Genomic DNA, 21,605 nt, shown 5'->3' with positions numbered 1-21,605 from the left:
TGCTAAATATAGCCTGCTATTTCGCAAAGTGCTTGCAACTCGACTTTGGCATTTTTCCACTTGATGTGGTACGACTAGGTTGCTCACAATGAACATTGTGACTGCGGCGGAGAGATAAGTGCTTTTTAAAAAAGTCCAAAGAAAATTAAACAAATGATGTATGTTGCCGATGTATATAAAGACAGTTTCTTTTTTTGTCTAGAAAAAGAGAAGCATTAAAACCTTTATGGATCGGATGAAAAATGAAAATTGAGAAAAATCTATACCTCCACGATTTGGGTTGGAAATATAAACACAATACCCAATTGGACTCAAAACAAACCCTTATAGTCTTTTTTGGCTCTCAAATGCTTAAGGATGCTCCTATCATTGCAGAACTGAAACAAGCGTTTCCCCAATCCCAAATCATTGGTTGCTCTACTGCTGGAGAAATACTAAACGGAGAGGTTTATGATGAGAGCCTTACTTACGTCGTCATGCAATTTGAGAGGACTCAGTTTTTCATTGAAACCCTTGCAGATTACCGTGAAAAAAATTTAGTACAAATCGGTCAGCACGTGGCGGATAAATTGTACAACAAAGACTTAGTGCACGTTTTTATGTTAAGTAGCGGTTTTAACATGAACATAGATGATTTTATTTTAGGTTTCAAAAAAAACTCAGGACGAGAGATCCCTATTTCTGGCGGCGTAGCTGCAGATGGGGAGAATTTTACCAGCAATTGGATATACCACAACGGCTTTCATGACAGTGGGATCCTTTGTTTAGGCTTGTACGGTGATAGTATACAAGTATCCTCGGGGTGTGAGGGAGGTTGGGTTAAGTTTGGTTTGGAACGCAAAATCACCAAGTCCACTAAAAATATCCTTTATGAGATAGACGCTGAGCCAGCTTTAGAAGTGTATAAGCGTTACTTGGGTCATCTTGCAAGCAAATTACCCTCATCAGGCTTGCTCTTTCCATTGGCGATTAGGAAAAACACCGAATCCTTACCCGTAGTAAGAACCATTTTGGCCATCAATGAGGACGATAAATCGATCATATTTGCTGGGGAAATTCCTCAAGGATGGTTTGCTTCTTTGATGCGATGCACTAATGAAGGATTAATTGACGGAGCAAGAAAAGCCTTTGTTCAAAGCAATTCCAATTCCATAGAGCCTTCTGTAAGCATTATGATTTCTTGTATTGGGAGAAGAATGGTTTTAGGGGCAAGATCCTTTAATGAATTGAACTCCATGCACTCCTCGTACCTTGAGAATAAGCATATTGATATTGGTTTTTATTCATATGGCGAAATTTGTGAAAAAAAAGGGATCGATTCAAAGCTTCACAACCAGACCATGACTATCTCAACCTTATACGAGTTAAACGATGACCAAATTACATGATATTCTGCTGAATCAACTTAAACGACAGGATATAGGCCTTGATTTTGATGGCTTAAACGAGTCGTGGAAAAAACTGTTAAAAATGGTATCGGATACTTATGAAGATTACGATGAATACCGATATGCAATGGAGCGATCTTTAGATATCGCTTCAGATGAAATCAATAAAGTAAATACAAAATATCAGTATGAAATCAACAAAATACATAGCATGAACAAGGACAGTATCATTAGTGTTGATACTCAATGGCGTATTCAGAGTTTAAATAACCAAGCCATATCAACATTTTATAAAGAGATGAGTCAGTTGGTCAATACCCCACTAACCGATCATTTTGTATTTTATAACTCCCAAAATCGGATCGTTGATTTCGAGCGATTAAGCGATTACTTTGAATGCGGAGCGAATTACCATTGTCCTGAAGGGGCCTTGGTGTCTTTGGGTCCGCCCAAAAGAGAGTTTATTACCCAATATTGCATTAAACCAATCTATACTGATGATAAGTTAAGTGAATATGCGATTATTATTGAGGACATTGGCCCAATTTTTATTGAAAAATTAAAAGAAAACGCCAGGTACAGTAAATTATTACTGGAATTGCAATTAAAAAAAGAAAGTCTTCATGAGATTAGCCAAATAATGGCCTCAAATAACCAGAAAATTTTGAGCATTCAAGAATTACTAAGATGCAATGCAAATCCTGAGTTACAGAGCCTTCAATTGTTTTTATTTCATAATATGCTTCGAAAAGACTCTGGAGCTGAAATCTTCATGCAACACAAATTTTATAACGATGATCAAGAAAAACAAGGATTTTATCTCAATGCCCTTATTCCTTATTTTACGGAAGGATTAAATAACTTCTTAAAAAATGAGTTAAATACTATAGAATGTCCAGTAGATGTTAAAATAAAAGAACAACTCGATGTTTTTTCTGAGTTTTTTTATGACCTCATTACTGAGCTTATCCAGTTTTTTTTTACATCCGATATTACGAAAGTAAGCTTCAAACCGGTGCATTTTTCTGCCGGTTCCCAGCCTAAAATAGTCCTTTCTGTAGAATTTAGTCAAGAAGATGAACTCCCTGATGAGCGCATTACCTATAAATTGGACTGTTTAAAAAGGAGTCCGATTTATCGTTTTATTGAATACTATATAATCAATAACGAAAAAAGTAACTTTACAATTGATTTTAGACTTCATTTCTCTATCCAACTGGATGGATTTAACCATCATTCTTCTTTAGTAAAATTAAAGGCCCTTGTATTAGAACAATCAAAATCGTCCATTTTAGGATCTCTAACAGAGTATGGATTAACAGAATTGTTTCGATTTAAAGCCACTTCTTCATCAGATGAGGCTGTTCAGCTTATTAAAGATGGACGCTTGACGCAGGATGAATACCATTTGATTATTACGAATTTTGATGATTTATCACGAATTCATAAAGAAGTTCTTTTGGAAATATCCAGTTATTTAACACCCGATTTCTTAGGATTGATTGCTTTGGGGAGGGCGGACGAGAATGGACCACTCAAATTAGGTGTTCCGTTGGTAAGGATTGAGGGGGAATTCTGGATGCAGCATTTACAAAGTACATTGTTTCGTTATGGATTAAGCTTAGTGAGCACTCCTGATCAGCAAAATGCCCTGCCCAAGCTTGATTGTCAAAAACAATCCATTCTACTGATTGATTTTAATAAAGACTCTCTGTTTTTCTTTACTAATGTATTGCACGCCTTAGGTTACGAAGTATTTCCCTATGGATCGGAGGCATGCGCTTGCAAGTCGACACATGCTAAAGCCGATATAGCTATGGTTAACTTAAATACCCTGTCTAAACAGGCGATTACTATCCTGGAGGGTCTTTTTGTTGAACTCGACATGCCCACTTTAATATGTCTTCCTAGTCTTGAAGAAAATCACATCCAATCGTTTTTAAATTTTGGAGTAACCGAGTATATAGTAAAGCCCTTTAGCATTTATGAGCTTGTTACCTTAGTGAATAAACTGACTAGGATGAGAAAGAATGAATAGCTATACGGCTTTTTTTCGTTCATCTTTCAATAACTCTCCATTATTAAATAGGGGGTTGGATCTTTTGCCCCTTAGCGTTGCCTCTGAGTTTTTTGCAGTCCTCTTAACATGGCTCATTTTTGAGGACTCCTTGGTCGACTGGTGTTTTTTGTCCTTAATATTGGTGTTCATAAGGATTATTCTACTTTTTGTAAAAAATAGTATCGCGAATAAAAGAGCTCTTTTTATACTTAGTAATTTATGCTCGATGATTATTTGGTTTGCTTTGAGTATTTTTGTTTATTTTCATCCCGAAATTAATTGCATACTCATCGGATTGGTTATTGTTGGGGTAACTGCGGGTGCTACCACCTTCTTGGTTTATTTGCATTTTTTCTACGTAGTATACGGTTTTTTTACCTTGGCTTTTTTTGGACTTAGTATCTTATTAAAAGGAGAGCTTTTTTTCTATGAGGGCATAGGCTTAATCACCTTGTTTTTATTTTTATCCAATATGGCCATACAGTATCATAATTTATTAAAAAAATATTATGACAGCTTAGAGACAAACTCTCAACTCATTGAAACTGAATCCCAACAAGTTCAAGAAATAGGTCGACTCAATGCCTCCATTAAGAAGAACATCAATCAAAGATCAATAATTGAAAACAAGATTATGCAATCCATTGAAGAAATTCGAAAACTCAATCAGAACATGGTAAACAAAGAAATAGAATTAAAAGGTGATTTAAGTTTTTTGCTGGAAAAATTGGATTCAGGCGTTCTGTACATTGAAAAGTATTCTCAGAAATACCATGTAAATAATCTGTTCTCCAACCAATGGGACTTGGAGATCGGAGCCTTTGAGAAAATGACTGATTTGGTCGATCATTTAAAACAACAAATCACTGGATCGAATTATTTTTCTTTGAATTTCCCCTTCCCTATTCATGGCAGGTCTTTGGCTCCTTTTAAAATACAGAAAAATAAAGGAGGCATTTTTGAGGTACGTGTGCTGTCCTACCAAGATCAGGCATCTTCTACTTATGTGTGGATTTTTAAAGATATTACCGAGACCGAGATTCAAGAGGAAATGAATGAACTGGGTATGGCCGATAGTTTAACACAATTACCCAATCGAAGAACGGTTTATACTAGAATCCAAGAGTTCATTCATAGTCATGAAAATAAAGACCGTCTTTTTGCTTTGGTGTTTATGGACATTAATAATTTTAAACTAATAAACGATAGTTTGGGACATAAAGTAGGAAATGATGTGTTGATTGAATTTGCCAAACGATTGAAAAAGGCAATAAGACCCATTGATGTTGTCGGGAGGCTTGGCGGGGATGAGTTCATTTGCATTTTGTCCAACCTTCAATACAAATCCGATGTGGATCCGTTGATTAATAAAATAATTAAAAAAGTACAATCCCCTATCAAAATCGATGGTCAAAGGCACCTAATAACAACCAGCATGGGCATTAGTTTTTTCCCTTGTGACAGCATCAATATTGATAAATTGATTTCCTATGCTGACATAGCGATGTATAAAGCAAAGGAAAAAAAGGGTACTGTATTTTATGAACGCTATATTCCTGAGTATTCACAAAAAATCTCACACAAACAGTACTTAAGTGAAGAGTTAAGGTCCGCCATCATAAACGATAACTTTTATTTGGTGTTTCAACCCATTTACAATATAGAACAGCAAGATTGGGTAAAAGTTGAAGTTTTATTACGATGGAGGGATCAAGTAGGCCCAGATGTCTTTATCCCGCTCGCGAACGAAATAGGATTAATGAACGAAATAGGTTTATGGGTTTTAGAGCAATCCTGTCAAAAGCGTCTGGAATTATTAGATCATTGTGACAAACCCATACGATTTTCAATCAATATTTCGGCAGAGCAATTGAAAACAGCTGAGGACATAGATCGATTATTGGAAACCATACGTCAAACAAAATGCCCACCGGAGTTATTAGAGTTTGAATTTACAGAAGATTTGCTTTTTGATTTAGATAAAGCCCAGTTTTTTATTCAACAATTAAAAGAATTAGGAGTTACCACAGCCCTGGATGATTTTGGAATAGGGTATTCAAGTTTTAGTTACTTACAAAATCTTCATTTTGATTCTGTAAAGATAGACAAGCAGTTTTTACGATCGATATTTTCGGATCCACGTGAGATGAATTTGATTTGTTCCATCATAAACATTTGCCATTCACTCAATACAGAAATTACGGTTGAGGGGGTGGAAACAAAGGAACATTATACTTTTTGCGAAAAACAAGGTTGTCATAATGTTCAAGGCTATTACATTGCTAAACCTTGTGATTTTAACAGTATTGTAGACAAGCTTTGCAAAAATTAGCCTGCCAAGGGCATTAGAGCGGGTGATGGTAGTCTAACCAACGCTATGAGTTTGGGAAGCAAAAGATCCGGTTGTTCTAGTGATGTCACAAACAGTTTAAGGAACTGGAATTTGGATAGAACAGCGCCAGACTTTAATCACTAGGCTATTTTTCATGCGAACTCTTGAATACTTATTAAATACAAGGCAACTCATCTTTTATGAGTCTTTTTGCTGTTCAATCCAAGCAATAAATGACTCTCGATCAGAGCTAGATAGAGAATTAAATTTGGTTTTCACCCATTCAATAGGCTCTATGTATTTTCGAGGTTTTTTGGGAAATGCCTCTTTTAAAGACATCTCGCCATTTGTAACCTTATGGTAAGCCTCTTGGTCCGTGTGACGTAATTTTAAAAGTTGACCATCTTCTGATTTAGTGCGGGATGGTAAGTAGGTAATTGCGTCGTCTGTAGAAGCAGTTTGGGCCTTATCTGTATAATCCAAACTACGATGCAAGGCTTTCATTTGAATTTTATTCTTCTTAGCATAATTCCTGGCTGCTCCATCAACTAGTGTTAGAACATCACTCCATTCAACCGCATGCTGTCCATAAATATCCATAATGCGCTTTAATAGCCATAACTTGTTGTTATTGTTTACATTCAAACCATTAGATGATGCATCTAATGCGTACTCACCAAAATTGATGTGATTCTTCTCTTGCCATAGTTTTTGCTCAATGATTTGCTTAATAAGCTCAGGAAGAATTTCAAAGACAAGATGCTGAGCTTCCATGAGAGATTGATTCATTTGGTTATGTAAGTCATCAAGTCCTTTATTTTCCGCATGAATTAAGTCCTTATTAATAGTTTCTACACAATCCTGCATGGACACTCCCTTATTGTAAATAAACCCAGCCAATGAATAGAGAGCCGCTGGATCTTATTCATGCTGAAAGAATTGGAATCAATTACTAAAGTTCAAAAGCGTTGCTCCACAATAAAAGCAATAACCTCATCATTCAATATAAAATTATATGACGGATTGGATGTAAAATCATGTTGTTCTTCACTCATTACGCGATGTTCCATCAAGGTTATTCCTATTTGCCTTGATAGAGCATTGACAACTAGTGAAAGAATAAAGAAAAAGCTCAACCTATTCAACTGAGCCATGCTTGCAGCATTGCTTTTCATGTTCAAGCAACCATTGTTTTACAGCAATACCTCCACCATATCCCCCTAAAGTTCCATCGCTGGCTATTACGCGATGACATGGGATAATGAGTGCCAATTGATTCATCCCATTGGCATTGGCAACTGCTCTAAAAGAACTTGGCTTCCCTAACGAAATAGCTTGTTCCTTGTAACTTCGAGTTTCTCCATAGGGTATTTTACAAAGCGCATCCCAGACTTGCTGTTGAAAGGGACTTCCAAACACACGATAAGGTGTTTTAAACTCGAAAAGGGTGCCCTCAAAATACGCCTTAAGTTCACGAGTAATCGACGATAAAATGCTATTTTCTCCTGGAATAATGGCAAAACCCCTGCGTCGCAAACGTTCTACTTCACGTTCCAATCCTCGTCGAGTGACAAACTCCAGTAAATAAAGAGCATTATCATCTGCCATAGCAACCATAGGTCCTAAAATGGTATCAGTCCATGTTGCTTTCAACACTTGCAAATGCTGATCAACTCGGGCAGGTACATCACCTAGTATTTTTGAAAACGCATCACGAAAGCCACTTCCTGATTCATAACCAGTTTGCAATTGAACCTCAATCACCGAACTCCCACCTCTAATTTCTTTCATCGCTTCTCCCATTCTGCGAGCACGAGCATAAGCCACAAAGGTCATTCCAAATCGTTTTTTAAATTGCCGTCTCGCAGTAGATTCATCAATGGAAAGATTCTTAAAATCCACCGTCTTCCATCGTTTTGTAGGTTCTCTTTCTACAGCGTCAACCAAAAAGCGTACTAAGTCTGACACTTCATTCGGATGAGATAAAGGTTTACACCGCTTGCAGGGCCTATAGGATGCAAGTAATGCAGCTTGTGCTGATTTAAAAAACTCACAATTCTCTATTTTAGGTTTTCTTGCTGGACAAGTGGGTCGGCAAAAAACACCCGTTGTTTTGACTCCCACATAGAATACTCCTTCATACTGATTATCTTTTGCAAGGAGAGCTTTATAATACAGTTGTGTCTGCTTCTCAATCATCAATTCATACACACTAAACCCATCGAATGATTAAACTATAGCAAGCTCACTAGACTTTGCCACCGAAAAACGAGCATTGATTTTTTATGATTGTTTTTAATACTCGAACTTCGAGTTTTAATTCGCTCTCTAGTGAGTGTGTTTTAAACGAGAAGGTGATTGCAATGCTAAGCGGTTTAGAGTCATTGTTGGCCGATATAGAAACAGAAGAAACCAATTTAGGTTGAGATTTAAATGGATTGCTGGTATTGATAACTACGCGTGCAGAAACAGAGGGATAGTATGCCAATCATTCTGAGCTAAATTCCTGACACTGCAAATGCATTAAAAACGAATAGCTTGTTTTTATGCTTGTCAATCCAGTTTTTTCATTACCCCAAGAAACAATTCCGAGTTTAAAAAAAACTGCAACCAGGTGTACAAATTTGAATATTCACTTTGTTCAAACCATTGTGGGTCAACCATGCAAAACTGTCTGATAAAAGGAAATAACGCAACATCAGCTATACTGATGCGATCTGCTAACAGAAATCGCTTTTTCAGCAATAATGAATTTAACGCATTGAGATAATCCTTGGATTCGTCTCTGTAATAAATTGGATCCCTTTTCGCTGTCCTTTGTGGGTATTTATAGCTGTCCAAAATCGGTTTGAATTCTTTATCGTTCAAGCGAATTAACTCATTGGATTGATCTCTGAGTGTATTACATAACCATCCTTCTGGATCAGATTGTGTTAAAGCCCAAATCATGATCTCAATGCTTTCATCAATAACATGCCCATCTTCTAAAACCAGCACTGGAACAGTGCCTTTGGGTGAGGCTAAAAGCATCTCCTTGGGTTTATTTTTAAGATCTACCTCGCGTTGTTCGACATTTATCTTGGAGTAAGCAAGTGCCATTCTTGCCCTAATCGCAAAAGGACAGCGCCTGAAAGTATAGAGTACTGGATAATTCACTGGATTTAGACCATGCGTTTGTTCTTCAGAACAGAGGTAATTTCAAGGAGATCTTAACCAAAAGGTTTGTCATAAACAACTCAGAACACCTTGTTTCATGTTCATTGATAACGATTCATGAATAAAGGTAGCTTTGGTTATTTTGGTCTAACTTGCGTATTAACGATTGATGATGGCTCAATAGCTTACCTCAATTGAGCATTATATTTACACAAATCACACCCCAAGTGTATAATACAAATACATTATGTGATAGGTTTAACAAAATGGTCAAGATTGTTATAGAGAAAGATAACCATGAGGTCGTTCTGCTGGATACAGAACACATAAGACTCGGTGACGTGTCAGACTATTATACAAAACTTTCACACTACGGCAAATTCGATGACGCAATAGACGCAATGTCAAAAATAGACCTTAACGATGAGGACAACTGGAGAGTAGCTATACTCTTAAAAAACTTACAGAAGAAACGGGACGAAGCTGCAGAACCAGAATTTTCCTTACTTGTAAAAAAATGCAAAGAATTTATAGAGTTATCTAACTCGAATACGATTAAAAGCATGAAGAGATTAAGTTGTTATCGGGTAGGCGTTGATGCAGGAGCAGGATTTAAAGAAGATGACTTAGACATTTTAGGTACCGAAGGTTTTGTAGATTGTGTCGGTCTCTTGATTGCCACCCATGATCAACATGCAACTCCTTGTTATTATGTCGCGCATATCAACGGAAATCGCACAACAAAATTGGAAGTTCAAAAAGAACTGGACAAAATACTTTCAGACGTACAACATCTTACGGGTAGAAAACTCACTTGGTCAACATTAAGAAATCAGGTGACTTTGGTTGGTGCTGGAAGTGACACCGAAGAACCTAGTTTATGTTATAAGCAAACGTTTAAACGATTAACTCAAGAAAAAGCGAATCCTACCCCTTTATTTGGCAGTAGCGTGGTTTTTAACTTAGGAGCAAAATCACTTGATGATTTAATTGTATTAGATCCTAAAGGACAATTAAATCAGGGGATTCAATCTAAAGTGCCAAGGGCTGGTCATGGAGTCTACTCTCCCCTTGACACAACAATTGAGTCTCTAACTTCACTGACGATTGAGAAACAAATTGAAGAAGCAATGGTGGTGGAAGAACGTGAAGCTCAGTCGAACCCTCGAAGTATTCCCTTTTCTCACATAGCTTAATTTATGCCATAGTTTTCAAAAGTGCTGCCGTCTTTTGTCCAGTATGAAAGCCTCTTGCCACACCCATACCATTACAGCCAAAACCTAGAATGAGATGAGGCTGTGTTGGGACTACTTCAACTTTAGGCAAATGATCATGAGAATAACCCATCAGACCTGCCCATGAATAGTCAATTTTAGGATCTTGTCCAGGCACTATCACTTGCTTTAGAATCTCTTTAAGTGGTCCCATAATGTCAGGCGTGGTGCTCAGTGTAGTGGTGGTTTCTTGAGAAAAATTCAAATTTCTTCCTCCGCCGAATAAAATACGATTATCAGGCAAAGCCCTGAAATACCAATATCCTTTTCCCATGTGGCATGGTGCGTTAAATCGAAGAGGTTTTTCAAGCGGCGCCGTTACAAGAATTTGACCTCGACCTGGTTGAATACCAAACTCAGGTAAAAGATGTTGAGTATACCCATTCACACAAACTGCCGCTGCTTTTGCTCGGAATAATATTGTTTTTCCCTGCTCGCTTTTAACTGGAATTTCTAATCCACCAACACTATTACGTGGACGCTCTGCTTTACTTCCATATCGAATCACTACCCCTAAGGATTGTGCCTTTTGTTGCAATACTTGCATCATTTTCCCTGAATCTAGCTCGCCTTCAAATTGATTCAGGACGAGTGCTTTGACATGGTTCTTGGAAAATCCAAACTCGTCAATTTGTTCGTCCACACGGACAAATACATCGTCTTCAAAAATAGGGCGTAAGAGCTTGTTGGTGCTTTCTAGGTGCTGTAATTGAGGAACTAATTCCTCGCTAATTAATTCATAATTACCCTTTTGGCTAAAACCTATGGCGTCATCCCCTAAAGCCTGCCGTAATAATTTTAACCCCTCCCAACGATCTTTAACTTGGGCAATGGCTTTCTCAATGCCCATTACCTCTACATCGTCTAAAATCTCAGTTAAACTTCCAAAACAGGTGAAACCAGCATTTCGCGTGCTAGCACCTGAAGGTAAAACACCACTTTCTAACACCAAAACTCGTGCATCTGGCTCTGACTCTTTAAGAAAAACAGCTGTTGCTAATCCAATAATCCCCCCACCAATGACGACGTAGTCTTGATGTAATTGCGATTTATCATCCCAATAACTTACAGTCATCGCTTCTGGAATACCGGTAATGTCTCTTGCAGACGTTAGCGAGGAGGGTAAAAACACGTCAGATTGACGTTTGTCAGCGTCAGAAGAAATTGGTAAATTGAATACATCTGATGAATTGTACATCTTCATTATCCTTAATTGATTGTTTTCATGTTTGATGAGAAATATAACACATCGATTCCTAGAGAATGCATTGACTTCCATAAACAAACCTAGGCCAGCTCATTTAACTCAACTTCCAAACCATTAAAACGAGCTAATTTAATCCATTTTGATCTACTTATGACTTAATGGGCAAAATTCACCCAGATAGCCTCTAGGAAAAAAAGCACTATTATGGAATAATTATTGACCAATTTTAATTGTATTAGTCTACTTATATGAAAATAAAAGCAATTTCTTTACTGGTATCTATTTTGTTTCCTGTAGCACTATTTGCAAGCAGTTCGACTTGTCCTTTATCAAGCGGAATCAATGTAAACACTTCAAAGCGAGTTTTAAATATCTGTAAACAAGGAAATGTGGTTAAATCCTTTAAAGTGGCTCTGGGTTACAAAGGTGTGGGAAAAAAACGTGCTGGGGATAATAAAACTCCTGTTGGTTTATATGGTTTAGCTTATCCAAGAAAATCCAGCCAATTTAAAGTCTTTATTCCAATTCTCTATCCAACCTCAAAACAATTAGCAGCAGGCTATTCAGGTAGAGATGTAGGGATTCATGGTCCTACTCAATCGTCCAGAGCGTTTGGTTGGTTAAACAACTTACCAAGTTCAACACGCGGATGCATTGCCGTTGGCAAAAACAACTACATTGAATACGTAGCCAATTGGGTAAGAGCCAATCCCGGTACTAAGGTATTAATTATTTAAATGGATACGAAATTTGAAATTCCATAAATGGAATGAGGACGGACCCTGAGGAATCGACACCTATTATAGTGCCCCAACTAATCTCTTCTTTGATGGTCAGTAAGCGTAGGTTCGGGGCTTCTCCGAATGGCGCTGCCTTAGTAGCGTCATTCGTGAAAGCGGATAGTTCCGTATCCGCTTGCTGACGCGCGCGGCTCGGTTCACTCCCTGCGGTGACTAGGATTTGATGCAGACAGCAAAGAAAGAACCGGGCCGCGCGCGTCAGCAAGCGGACCGACTCAATCCCTGCTGTGACTAAGATTTGATTCAGACAGCAAAGAAGAAACCGAGCCGCGACCGTGAGGGAGCGGACCGACTCAATCCCTGCTGTGACTAAGATTTGATTCAGACAGCAAAGAAGAAACCGAGCCGCGACCGTGAGGGAGCGGACCGATGAGGGCCAGATAGATGAACCTAATAACACCGCTTAAGACAACGCCATTCGGCGAAACACCTGACCTTTGGTATAAATGCCCCTTTTTAAAAAATGTGTCGATCCCTCAGGTTCAAGACCAGCATCGTTAAATCGTTTTACAACCCAAGCAACGGCTTTATTCATCGCTTCTGAACCTGTCGGTCGACCGCCAATTGTGTTGGTTAGTTCCTGAAGATCATGAACAATTGGTGTAGGAAATAGAGTTCCTGGGAAGGGTTCGTTATTGAGTGCGCTATTGGTGCATAAAAAATAATGAGAAGGTTAAGTGATTTTAATGCTTTAATGAGGTGCACCATAATTCCCTTTAGCTGACTGAAAATATTAGAAGCCAAATGCTATCTTTTTTGTGGTGTATAGGCAATATTATCAGTCTAGGCCCGGCTTAGTCTGTTGGGTCGAATGCAGTTAAGATTATAGAACCGAAGACTTCGATATATTCAAAATAAATACTCAATATGATTAATAAACAAAAGTGGGATAAATTAGCAGATTGGATGATGAAACTTCAAATCAAAGAAGCAGATTTCATTGAGAAATTTATAATAGGCAGTGGTAAGGGTGGACAAAATCTGCATAAAACATCCTCAACGGTGTATTTGAAGCATTTACCTTCAGGATTGGAAATCAAATGTCAGGAATCTCGAAGCCGAGAGGATAATCGCTATTTTGCTAGAATGAGGCTTTGTGAGAAATTGCATTCGATGATCAGTGATGAAAAAACCAAAGCCCAGCAAGACCTTGAAAAAATAAAACGTCAGAAGAAACGACGCTCAAGACGAGCAAAACAAAAAATCCTTGATGATAAATCAAGGCAAAGTGAGCTAAAGTCATTAAGAAAAAGGCCTGAACATACCTAGCCCATACTAGACAAAGTCGTAATCCGAGGTTCAATGTATTATTTACCGGATTACACTTCGTGCTCTAATTTGAGCGACACATACTTATTATTTATTTTCTGCATTAGGGAAATACTGCACCTTGGGTTTTCCCATGACCAGTAGTAGCATCGTAATTAATATCCCAGTCATTGTGTTTCTGAATAACTGACTGAGCTTGACTTTGGATAGCATCCTGCAACAGCTTACAACTGGATTGTGGTGGAATGCTTAGCAGGGTATTTTCTACCTCAGTCGCTGCTTCATTACCGTTTTTTTCATGTCCTTTTTCATGAGCGATTAAAGCACTAAGATAATTATCCCATTTCATTTGAATGGTGGGATCGCCTAAACTTTTATCCTCCCACTCAGGAAGAGTACTAACAATTTTTGCAGTGACTTGCACATCAGTAATGTAGCAAGGATTTTGACTAGGGTTATCGTAACGCCAATTATAGTTCCAATTGATGTACCACGAGAGGTAAGCATCATAGTGTTTGCCTTTGTTAACTGGCCCTAGTGCATCAAGTTGTTTACGCAACTCTTCTGCGGTATAGCCCTTAATTTTATAATAGGTCTGAGAGAAATGAACGACAGGAGTGGCCCAAAGACTCGCAGGAAAGAGAATCACTAAAATGCAGAAAATAAGCTTTTTCATAATCTCTTCTTTAGCAGTTAGTTTGTATCAAGTAATCTTAGCTTTGGGGATTTGACCCAAGCGATTTGCTTCATGATTATTATACAGTATAGACCACCTGTAATTAGGCAAGATTGAGGTGTTTTGATCTAAGCCCCTTGCTTAGCATCCTGATCAGCCAATTGATGTCCTAAAGTATGTACTGTAAGCTAGAATGATGTTTTCTACTAATTTCCGTCCAATTATTAGGTAGACCAATGAATGACAAGCTATTGAAATGGGTCTCTGAAATTCATGCCCTCTCTCAAAACGGCCTTACCTTTTCAAAAAATGAATTTGATATTGAACGTTATCATCGACTGGATGAAATAGCCAAAGAGATGGCAGCTCATTTCTCTGATAAAAATTTTGATGCCGTTGCACAATGTTTTTCGATGGATAATGGGTATACAACACCTAAATTAGATGTCAGAGGGTTTGTTTTAAAAAACGATAAATTGCTTCTCGTCAGAGAACGATCCGATAATTTGTGGACTTTACCTGGTGGATGGGTTGATGTGAATGAATCCCCATCGGAAGCTGTTGTCAGAGAACTATTTGAAGAGACTGGTTTCAATGTGGAGGTGAATCGATTGCTTGCTTTATGGGACAAGCAAAAACACGATCACCCACCAAGATGGCCTCATACCTACAAAATTTTTTTTCAATGCGATATTGTTTCTGGTGAGAAAAAGGAAAATTTGGAAATCTCTGAAATTGATTTCTTCCCAATGAATCAACTTCCTGATCTATCAATACATCGGGTCACTGCTAATCAATTGTTACGATTGTATGATCTGGCATTACACTCTGAAATTACGTCATTTGATTAGCCTAATTTGTTCGGTAAAAATGACTCAACAAATTCGTTGATCAGTCTAAAAATGCTTTATCTGTACTTACGAAAAACCCCAATGTCTTTTAACGAAGAGATTGGGGTTTTTCGTAAGTCCTGTTTATAACACTGAGAACGGATCTGAGGACGAATCAATGCATAAATTGTATTCCGCTCTCTTCGCCAATTCGTCGCGAGTTTCTTTGCCAAATAAACGTGAGACAACGTATAAACTCATATCAATTCCTGCGGAAATTCCTGAGGAAGTAATGACTTTACCATCATCAACCCATCGGGCTTTCTTAATCCATTCGACCTTCGTGCTTTGTGCGGTTACCCAATTAAATGCTCGTTTATTGCTTGTGGCTTTATGACCATCAAGCACTCCAGCTTTTGCCAGCAATGCCGCTCCAGTACAGACTGACAATGTAATATCTGTTTGGGCCGAACGTGCCTTAATCCAGTCAAGCAAACCCTGATGATAAATCTCCTTTCGAGTACCCATCCCACCTGGAACCAATAAATAATCTAAATGTGGCGCATTATCCCAATCATAATCAGACATTACCGATTGTCCATGAGTTGATTTGACTAAGCCCTTGTTTTGGGAAATCATCGCGATGGTCATTTTATCAGGAAGCATCCCAAATATTTGGAGTGGTCCGAAGACATCAAGAGTCTCAAAGTCCGGAAAAAGTAATATCCCCAGTGTTTTAGCGCCAGCAATAGATAGATTCATAGCGAGAAATTGTGTTTGTATAATCCGAAAGTATAGCACAGTAGACTGGGTCGTTTTGGCCCCAATCTACTTGCATTTATGGTTTTGGCAATCTTGCTTGGATTGCATCCAGGGTATCCCAATCAATAGTTCCGCTTTCTATTTTCTCGATCAAATCGTCTAGCGTATCTTCAGCTGAAGCGTCTATTGACAGGTCTTTTGGTTTTTCAGGCACATATCCTGGCTCACGATAGCTCAAATGGCCATCTGAAATAAGGTTGAGTACCATCTGATCTCTATTGTCATCTGAAATTATCGCTCTAAAGTGAGGGTTTAGATATAATTTTGCCCTATTGTCGTCAGATTCTTGAGCAGCTTGAAGAATTTCCCTTTCAGTATATCGAGAGTAGACACCTGTATCTTTACCATGATGCATTGCATCTGGCTTTGGATATGAGGAAGATGCAGAGTTGTCTTCGAAAAACTTTATCGATATTGGTCTAGATAACGTCACTTTAGGTGTTGATTCAGTTGGATTTTCAAGCCCTAGTTTTTGCATACCTGTAGGTAAAATTCGAATGGCTTGTTCGCGATTATATTCCTTGGCAAGAAATTGATCTTTATTTTGGCTGACAAAATCGATTAAGTAATCAGTCAACCCAGGAAGCACTCTTTTTGCATCCGATACATCTCCCCAGTTTCTAAGAAACTGATCTTTATTTTGGCTGACGAAATCCATTAAGTAGTCAGTTAACCCTGGAAACAATTCTTTTGCTCGAGAGATATCAAACCAGCTTCTAAGATATTGGTTTTTACCTTGAATCACAAAATCCATTAAGTAGTCTGTTAACCCTGGAAACAATTCTTTTGCTCGAGATATCTCAAACCAGCTTCTAAGATATTGGTTTTTACCTTGAATGACAAAATCCATTAAGTAGTCCATCAACTCAGGAAAGGTATTTTTTGCAGTTTCCAACGTAAACCAGTCCTTTAAGAAGTGGTTGGAATGGGATTGGATATGCGCGGCTAAAAGCGGTCGCGACTCAGGTGACTCTTCGAGTAACCGTTTAACAAAAAACCAATCCGTTGCTTTTTTTTCGATTTCATCTGCAGTGTACATATCAATTACCTCTAAAATTCGTGTGAATCCCGATTGGGAATAGTACTTATCAATGGAGGTGAACACATTATGAACAACCATCAACAAGACATATTATTGTACTTTATGATCCAGTATTGAGCATGTTATTTGGGGACAAAACTGGGTAATTTTAGGACATATAATTAATAGGCTGGAAAGCTTAAACCGAATCTTGCTTTCAGTGTCCTTGAAAGACTAATACGCTATACTCTGTTTTTAGGATCTTCATAGGGACTGGAATGCGTTTAAGACATACACCGTTTTTTGTTGAACCACCAACCATCTATCACCACATCGTTCGGAATAGCTTTATAGGTTTAATGCTCATTGCTGTAGCGCTTTGCATTGGGATACTTGGTTACCATTTCACTGAGCAGATGTCTTGGATCGATTCATTTTTAAATGCATCTATGATTCTCTCAGGAATGGGGCCTGCCTCAACGCTCACAACTACTGCAGGTAAATTATTTGCAGGATGTTATGCTTTATTCAGTGGACTCGCTTTTATTGCTATAGTTGTGATCATGCTTTCTCCTGTGATTCATAAATTTTTTCGAAAGATTCACTTGGAAAGCAACACGGCAAAGGAAGACCTCTAAACTTCTAATGTTGGGCCAAAATGGCCCAAACCACTCACAAAAAGATGGATGCTTTACATCTGTTTAAGTCAGGGATTATTATCCTACTTTTATTGTATAATGGTTCTCTTTCATAGACAGAAGCTATAGCGGTCCGTCTTTCCTGCTGAGGAAGTATCATTAATGATTGAATGTGGTACCGAATACTCAGACAAGCAGTTTATTGAATTGGATTGTCAGAGCATTGAAATCAAAAACAATCGATTTGAACATTGCGTTTTCATAAACTGTATTTTTGATGCTGGCTTCATCAGACAGTGTAAGTTTATTGAGTGTGGTTTTAAGTCCTGCTCTATGAATCTGGTAAAACTGACTGGCTCGTCATTTGTTGAGACCGAGTTTACCGATTGTAAAATGAAGGGAATCAATTGGACAGAAATAACCTTCCCATCGGTTATTATTACTAGCCCTATTTTTTTGAATACCTGTGATATCAGTTATTCCTCATTTTATGAATTAAAACTTCCTGGTATCGCCATTGTTGATTGCAAAGCGCATGATGCTGATTTTAGAGCCGCAGATCTTTCGAACTCGGATCTAAGCGGCACTGATTTTGAAAACTCAGAATTCAATCATACTAATCTTAAGTCAGCTGATTTTAGAAGAAGCATCAATTATCGAATTGATCCAACAGAAAATAATGTACGTGATGCACACTTTTGTCTCCCTGAAGCTATTTCTTTACTTGCTTCTTTTAAAATTAAAATAGATGAATTTGAATAACTCTCTACCCATCATGAATACCACCAAATAGCTCATTGACCCTTGGTGCAGCCGCAGGCGTAACCAAGGTTTTCAATATCTAAAACCTATGACTCCACCAAAGCTAAGCTTACTTCGGTAACCCAGAAAATCTTATCGCATGGGATAATTTTTCTTCCCAAGATTTTTTAGAGTCAGTAAAAATATGGGCTGTGGGCTCAAAATCCTGATCACCATCCAAGCATCCTGCTGGTACCATAATGACCCTATTTTTACCATCGATAACTCTGGGTAGAGGACAGCCACATTGGCTACAAAAGCTTTTACTAAAGCGAGTTCCTTGGTGAGTATAGTTCACACAAAACTCTTCTCCTTGCTCCCACACCAAATTGGCATTATGAAAAAACAAATTACTGGCATGGGCACTGCCACTACTTTTCTGACAACGCGTGCAGTGACAGAAATAAAAACCATTGAGTGTGCCCTTTAACTGAAAATGAACTGCTTCGCATAAACATCGACCAGAAAACTCCATCATCCCCACCTTATTTACCCCATTTCACAATCAAATATCGCGTGCCTAAAAATCCAATCACCATGCCTAAAAAATTAAGCCAGTAAATGGGCCACGAAATAATTCCTAGCCCAACAATATTCGGCCCTGGGCATAATCCAGTGATTCCCCAACCTACACCAAATAGTGTTGCCCCAACAATTAATTTCCAATCAATTGCAACTGAAGTGGGTAGGTCATAACAAGCATTAAGAACAGGTTTTTCAAGGATTCGACGTACTTGAAATAAAACAAATGTCACGAATAGAGCAGAAATAAAGGTGACGTATAAATTTAACTGAAAAGTATCTGCGCCAATTTTCAATCCAGATAGAATAATATCAGGGCTGTACATGCCCGATAAGATTAAACCCAGTCCAAATACAAGGCCTAGAATAAAAGAGATAAGCATTTTCAAAGGACACTCCTAATGCACAAGATGAGAAATGATTATTGCTACGGGAAAAAAGACACAAACAGCGATTATTGAACGCTTACGCCAAAGAGATAACCCGCACAGCCCATGTCCACTTGTACAACCATTACTTAGAAAAGTACCACTACCCACTAAAACCCCTCCCAAGACCATAAGCCAATAATTTGTTTTGAAAAGAGACGTGGGATTTGGGATGTTCTGATAATAATTAAAAAGCAATCCTGATAAAAATAAGCCTGCTAGAAATAGAAGATTCTCCATATTCAGTGTATGGGTTGTTAAATCCCATGTACGAAACAGTATGCCACTACACCCTAATACCTTGCCTCTCAATAAAAGCATTAGTCCCGCTGCTAAACCCAACAGCACTCCACCTAAAACCACTTGCATTTGTATGATCATATTTACCCCCCCATTCTATTGATGGCTGGTCATTAGCCTCTATCGTTTTGTTACCAAACCCATATCACAGTCACTAAGGATTCCATTTGTTGCTCTGCCCAAACGTGAATAAATCAATTTTAATGTCGGAACCCCAAGTTAAGCGAAGAGCATTTATAATTGCCAAAACATCTATAATCTCCTGAATGATTGCACCACTTACAGGGGAAATATATCCAAAAGCAGCGAAACACATTCCAATGATGCTCAGTAACATTCCACCTAATGCGCTTTGCAAAACAACCTTCCGCGTAGTCAAGCACAAATGAAAAAGCTCATCTACTTTATTTAATGTATTTTCCATAATAACAACCCCTGCAGCTTCTGAGGTCACATTGCTGTTTTGACCAAAAGCAATGCCTACCGTAGCAGCAGTTAATGCTGGCGCATCATTAATACCATCTCCCATAAAAACAGTAGGCGCCGTTTTAACCTCTTCACGTACAATAGCTAATTTTTGTTCGGGCGTTTGCAAAGCATAGATATCACTTATATGAAGTAGTTTTCCAAGATAATCGACCTCTGATTTACGATCTCCAGAAACCAACATCACTTTATTAAATTGATGTGATGGCTTTAAATGGCTAATAAAAGGTTGACTTTCAGGTCTTGCCTCATCTTGAAAATACAATGTTGCTGCATAGTGGTTATCAATCAATACCATACACTCTAGGCCAGATTTTTCATCGGGAATTATTGAACGGAATTCTGGATGATTTATTAATAGTTTTTTACGCCCCGTAACATGAACGGAGTGATTATCAATCATTCCCCATAAACCTTGACCAGGAGTCTCTGAAATATTGGATGATTCGAGTAATACAATTCCGTCCTTTTCAGCTGCCTTTAAAACTGCAGATGCTAATGGATGCTTTGAATACCGTTCTAGACTTGCTGTGTACTGTATTGCTTGCTCTCGCGTATACGGTGAAACAACACGGACTTCGTTTAAAATTGGTTTCCCATAGGTTAATGTTCCAGTTTTATCAAAAATCGCCGTTTTACAAATTGGTAATTGTTCCAACACGGTTGGATCTTTAATGATGATGGATTTTTTTGCGGCTTTTGAAATTGCACTGATTATGGTAATTGGAATGGCAATCAATAATGGACAAGGCGTGGCTATGACTAAAACAGCAAGAAATCGTAATGAATCTCCAGTAAAGTACCACGCTAAGATAGCAAATAACAAAGCAACAGGCGCAAAAACCATAGCGATCTGATCACCTAAACGCCTTATCGCCGGGCGCTTCTGCACTGCTTCTTCAAGGACTTTTACTATAGAAGCATAACGTGAGTCAGTAGCTAAACGTGTGGATTTAATCACCAACAGGGATTCACCATTAATTGCCCCAGACATCACAAAAGCCCCTGGAGCTTTTGAAATTTGATAAGGTTCCCCAGTTAGATAGGACTCATCCATGGAACCATGTCCCTCAACTACGACGCCATCAACTGGACATGTTTCATGAGGATAAATGACTATTTCGTCATTTAGACCAATAGTGTCAAAATGAATGTTCTCAATATGGTTATCTACTTTTCGATGAGCTATGGAAGGCATGCGTTCAGCAAGCGCTAACAAAACGGAAGAAGCTTTGCGCATTGCATACCGCTCGAGGGACTGCCCACTAGCTAGCATTAGAATAATAATGATGGATGCCAAATATTCTTGCAGAAAAACACCCGTGATTAATGCCAACCCTGCTAATAAATCAGCGCCTAAATCACCCTTTATAAACTTGACAAGAATTTGTAACAGTAAAGGAATGCCACCAATAGTTAAGGCTATCAGCAATGGCCCGTTTGCATAAGGTAAGTCACCGACTTGCAAAAAAAAATGGGTGATAATTGCTGCTATCGATAACAGTGCAACAGATAGTTGCCAATGACGTTTAAAGTTCATTTTTGCTTATTTTATCCATTAGATGATTGCCAATTGAAGGACAATGACACTTACCC

The 21,605-nt window shown here is 38.3% G+C and carries 23 protein-coding genes; 10 read left to right on the top strand and 13 right to left on the bottom strand.

Going from position 1 to position 21,605, the window contains the following annotated elements:
* The first annotated feature begins 242 nt into the window (after positions 1 to 242).
* Genes Lwal_RS15105 through Lwal_RS15095 form a run of 3 tightly spaced genes read left to right on the top strand, consistent with a single transcriptional unit; the run spans position 243 to position 5,779 of the window.
* A complete protein-coding gene (locus tag Lwal_RS15105; RefSeq protein WP_058481627.1) occupies positions 243 to 1,388 on the top strand; it encodes an FIST signal transduction protein in 1,146 nt (381 codons plus the stop codon).
* Positions 1,372 to 3,426 (top strand): response regulator, encoded by a 2,055-nt coding sequence (locus Lwal_RS15100; RefSeq protein WP_058481626.1) that lies wholly within the window; start codon positions 1,372 to 1,374, stop codon positions 3,424 to 3,426. The genes Lwal_RS15105 and Lwal_RS15100 overlap by 17 nt, the downstream gene beginning before the upstream one ends.
* Complete coding sequence (locus Lwal_RS15095; protein ID WP_058481625.1) at positions 3,419 to 5,779, top strand: putative bifunctional diguanylate cyclase/phosphodiesterase; 2,361 nt, start codon at positions 3,419 to 3,421, stop codon at positions 5,777 to 5,779. The genes Lwal_RS15100 and Lwal_RS15095 overlap by 8 nt, the downstream gene beginning before the upstream one ends.
* A gap of 198 nt (positions 5,780 to 5,977) precedes the next feature.
* Here the strand turns inward: Lwal_RS15095 and Lwal_RS15090 are convergent, their stop codons facing one another.
* The 3 genes from Lwal_RS15090 to Lwal_RS15085 form a co-directional block, all read right to left on the bottom strand.
* Positions 5,978 to 6,646, bottom strand: a complete 669-nt coding sequence (locus Lwal_RS15090; RefSeq protein ID WP_058481624.1) for a hypothetical protein — start codon at positions 6,644 to 6,646, stop codon at positions 5,978 to 5,980.
* Between the two features lie 92 nt (positions 6,647 to 6,738).
* On the bottom strand, positions 6,739 to 6,954 hold the full coding sequence (locus tag Lwal_RS17470; RefSeq protein WP_133141262.1) for a hypothetical protein: 216 nt from the start codon (positions 6,952 to 6,954) through the stop codon (positions 6,739 to 6,741).
* Entirely contained in the window at positions 6,917 to 7,978 is a 1,062-nt protein-coding gene (locus tag Lwal_RS15085) for a bifunctional transcriptional activator/DNA repair enzyme AdaA (protein WP_083500137.1), read from the bottom strand. Before Lwal_RS15085 ends, Lwal_RS17470 begins: the two co-directional genes overlap by 38 nt.
* An 86-nt stretch (positions 7,979 to 8,064) precedes the next feature.
* Between Lwal_RS15085 and Lwal_RS17465 the strand changes: the two genes are divergently transcribed.
* The gene (locus Lwal_RS17465) at positions 8,065 to 8,205 is read left to right on the top strand and encodes a hypothetical protein (RefSeq protein ID WP_157066291.1); all 141 of its coding nucleotides are present in this window, start codon (positions 8,065 to 8,067) and stop codon (positions 8,203 to 8,205) included.
* Between the two features lie 127 nt (positions 8,206 to 8,332).
* Here the strand turns inward: Lwal_RS17465 and Lwal_RS15080 are convergent, their stop codons facing one another.
* A complete protein-coding gene (locus Lwal_RS15080) occupies positions 8,333 to 8,935 on the bottom strand; it encodes a glutathione S-transferase (RefSeq protein WP_083500119.1) in 603 nt (200 codons plus the stop codon).
* Positions 8,936 to 9,201: 266 nt separating this feature from the next.
* On the opposite strand from Lwal_RS15080, the gene Lwal_RS15075 reads away from it, so the two are divergent.
* Positions 9,202 to 10,131, top strand: a complete 930-nt coding sequence (locus Lwal_RS15075) for a hypothetical protein (RefSeq protein ID WP_058481622.1) — start codon at positions 9,202 to 9,204, stop codon at positions 10,129 to 10,131.
* A 1-nt stretch (position 10,132) separates the two neighbouring features.
* On the opposite strand, the gene Lwal_RS15070 is transcribed toward Lwal_RS15075, so the two are convergent.
* A complete protein-coding gene (locus Lwal_RS15070; protein ID WP_058481621.1) occupies positions 10,133 to 11,407 on the bottom strand; it encodes an NAD(P)/FAD-dependent oxidoreductase in 1,275 nt (424 codons plus the stop codon).
* A gap of 257 nt (positions 11,408 to 11,664) precedes the next feature.
* Between Lwal_RS15070 and Lwal_RS15065 the strand changes: the two genes are divergently transcribed.
* Positions 11,665 to 12,153, top strand: a complete 489-nt coding sequence (locus Lwal_RS15065) for a L,D-transpeptidase family protein (RefSeq protein ID WP_058481620.1) — start codon at positions 11,665 to 11,667, stop codon at positions 12,151 to 12,153.
* A 466-nt stretch (positions 12,154 to 12,619) separates the two neighbouring features.
* Here Lwal_RS15065 and Lwal_RS18085 read toward each other — a convergent pair whose 3' ends face one another.
* Complete coding sequence (locus Lwal_RS18085) at positions 12,620 to 12,751, bottom strand: hypothetical protein (protein ID WP_269458306.1); 132 nt, start codon at positions 12,749 to 12,751, stop codon at positions 12,620 to 12,622.
* A gap of 332 nt (positions 12,752 to 13,083) precedes the next feature.
* On the opposite strand from Lwal_RS18085, the gene Lwal_RS15055 reads away from it, so the two are divergent.
* Positions 13,084 to 13,485, top strand: a complete 402-nt coding sequence (locus Lwal_RS15055) for a peptide chain release factor family protein (protein ID WP_058481618.1) — start codon at positions 13,084 to 13,086, stop codon at positions 13,483 to 13,485.
* Between the two features lie 103 nt (positions 13,486 to 13,588).
* Here the strand turns inward: Lwal_RS15055 and Lwal_RS15050 are convergent, their stop codons facing one another.
* Entirely contained in the window at positions 13,589 to 14,161 is a 573-nt protein-coding gene (locus Lwal_RS15050; protein WP_231950957.1) for a DUF922 domain-containing Zn-dependent protease, read from the bottom strand.
* Between the two features lie 236 nt (positions 14,162 to 14,397).
* Here Lwal_RS15050 and Lwal_RS15045 point away from each other — a divergent pair, with 236 nt between their 5' ends.
* On the top strand, positions 14,398 to 15,012 hold the full coding sequence (locus tag Lwal_RS15045) for an NUDIX hydrolase (RefSeq protein WP_058481616.1): 615 nt from the start codon (positions 14,398 to 14,400) through the stop codon (positions 15,010 to 15,012).
* Positions 15,013 to 15,135: 123 nt separating this feature from the next.
* Here Lwal_RS15045 and Lwal_RS15040 read toward each other — a convergent pair whose 3' ends face one another.
* The gene (locus tag Lwal_RS15040) at positions 15,136 to 15,753 is read right to left on the bottom strand and encodes a DJ-1/PfpI family protein (protein WP_065235674.1); all 618 of its coding nucleotides are present in this window, start codon (positions 15,751 to 15,753) and stop codon (positions 15,136 to 15,138) included.
* A 76-nt stretch (positions 15,754 to 15,829) separates the two neighbouring features.
* Positions 15,830 to 16,852 carry a hypothetical protein gene (locus Lwal_RS15035; RefSeq protein WP_133141263.1) on the bottom strand — a complete coding sequence of 341 codons (1,023 nt, stop codon included), beginning with the start codon at positions 16,850 to 16,852 and terminating at the stop codon, positions 15,830 to 15,832.
* Between the two features lie 260 nt (positions 16,853 to 17,112).
* Between Lwal_RS15035 and Lwal_RS15030 the strand changes: the two genes are divergently transcribed.
* Positions 17,113 to 17,472 (top strand): hypothetical protein, encoded by a 360-nt coding sequence (locus tag Lwal_RS15030; protein WP_058481614.1) that lies wholly within the window; start codon positions 17,113 to 17,115, stop codon positions 17,470 to 17,472.
* Between the two features lie 162 nt (positions 17,473 to 17,634).
* Positions 17,635 to 18,234 carry a pentapeptide repeat-containing protein gene (locus Lwal_RS15025; protein WP_058481613.1) on the top strand — a complete coding sequence of 200 codons (600 nt, stop codon included), beginning with the start codon at positions 17,635 to 17,637 and terminating at the stop codon, positions 18,232 to 18,234.
* Positions 18,235 to 18,343: 109 nt separating this feature from the next.
* Here Lwal_RS15025 and Lwal_RS15020 read toward each other — a convergent pair whose 3' ends face one another.
* The 4 genes from Lwal_RS15020 to Lwal_RS15005 all read right to left on the bottom strand — a co-directional run bounded on the left by Lwal_RS15020 (position 18,344) and on the right by Lwal_RS15005 (position 21,549).
* Entirely contained in the window at positions 18,344 to 18,751 is a 408-nt protein-coding gene (locus tag Lwal_RS15020) for a GFA family protein (RefSeq protein ID WP_065235679.1), read from the bottom strand.
* A 7-nt stretch (positions 18,752 to 18,758) separates the two neighbouring features.
* A complete protein-coding gene (locus tag Lwal_RS15015) occupies positions 18,759 to 19,178 on the bottom strand; it encodes a DUF6691 family protein (protein ID WP_231951058.1) in 420 nt (139 codons plus the stop codon).
* Between the two features lie 15 nt (positions 19,179 to 19,193).
* Positions 19,194 to 19,604: a YeeE/YedE family protein gene (locus Lwal_RS15010; protein WP_058481610.1), complete on the bottom strand. Its 411-nt coding sequence runs from the start codon at positions 19,602 to 19,604 to the stop codon at positions 19,194 to 19,196.
* Between the two features lie 73 nt (positions 19,605 to 19,677).
* Positions 19,678 to 21,549, bottom strand: coding sequence for a heavy metal translocating P-type ATPase (locus Lwal_RS15005; RefSeq protein ID WP_058481609.1), 1,872 nt, complete (start codon positions 21,547 to 21,549; stop codon positions 19,678 to 19,680).
* Between the last annotated feature and the right edge of the window lie 56 nt (positions 21,550 to 21,605).

Origin of the sequence: Legionella waltersii (genome assembly GCF_001468085.1) — a bacterium.
GTDB lineage: Bacteria > Pseudomonadota > Gammaproteobacteria > Legionellales > Legionellaceae > Legionella > Legionella waltersii.
The sequence above is the reverse complement of the archived record's forward strand: the minus strand, read 5'-3'. Positions and strand labels throughout refer to the sequence as shown.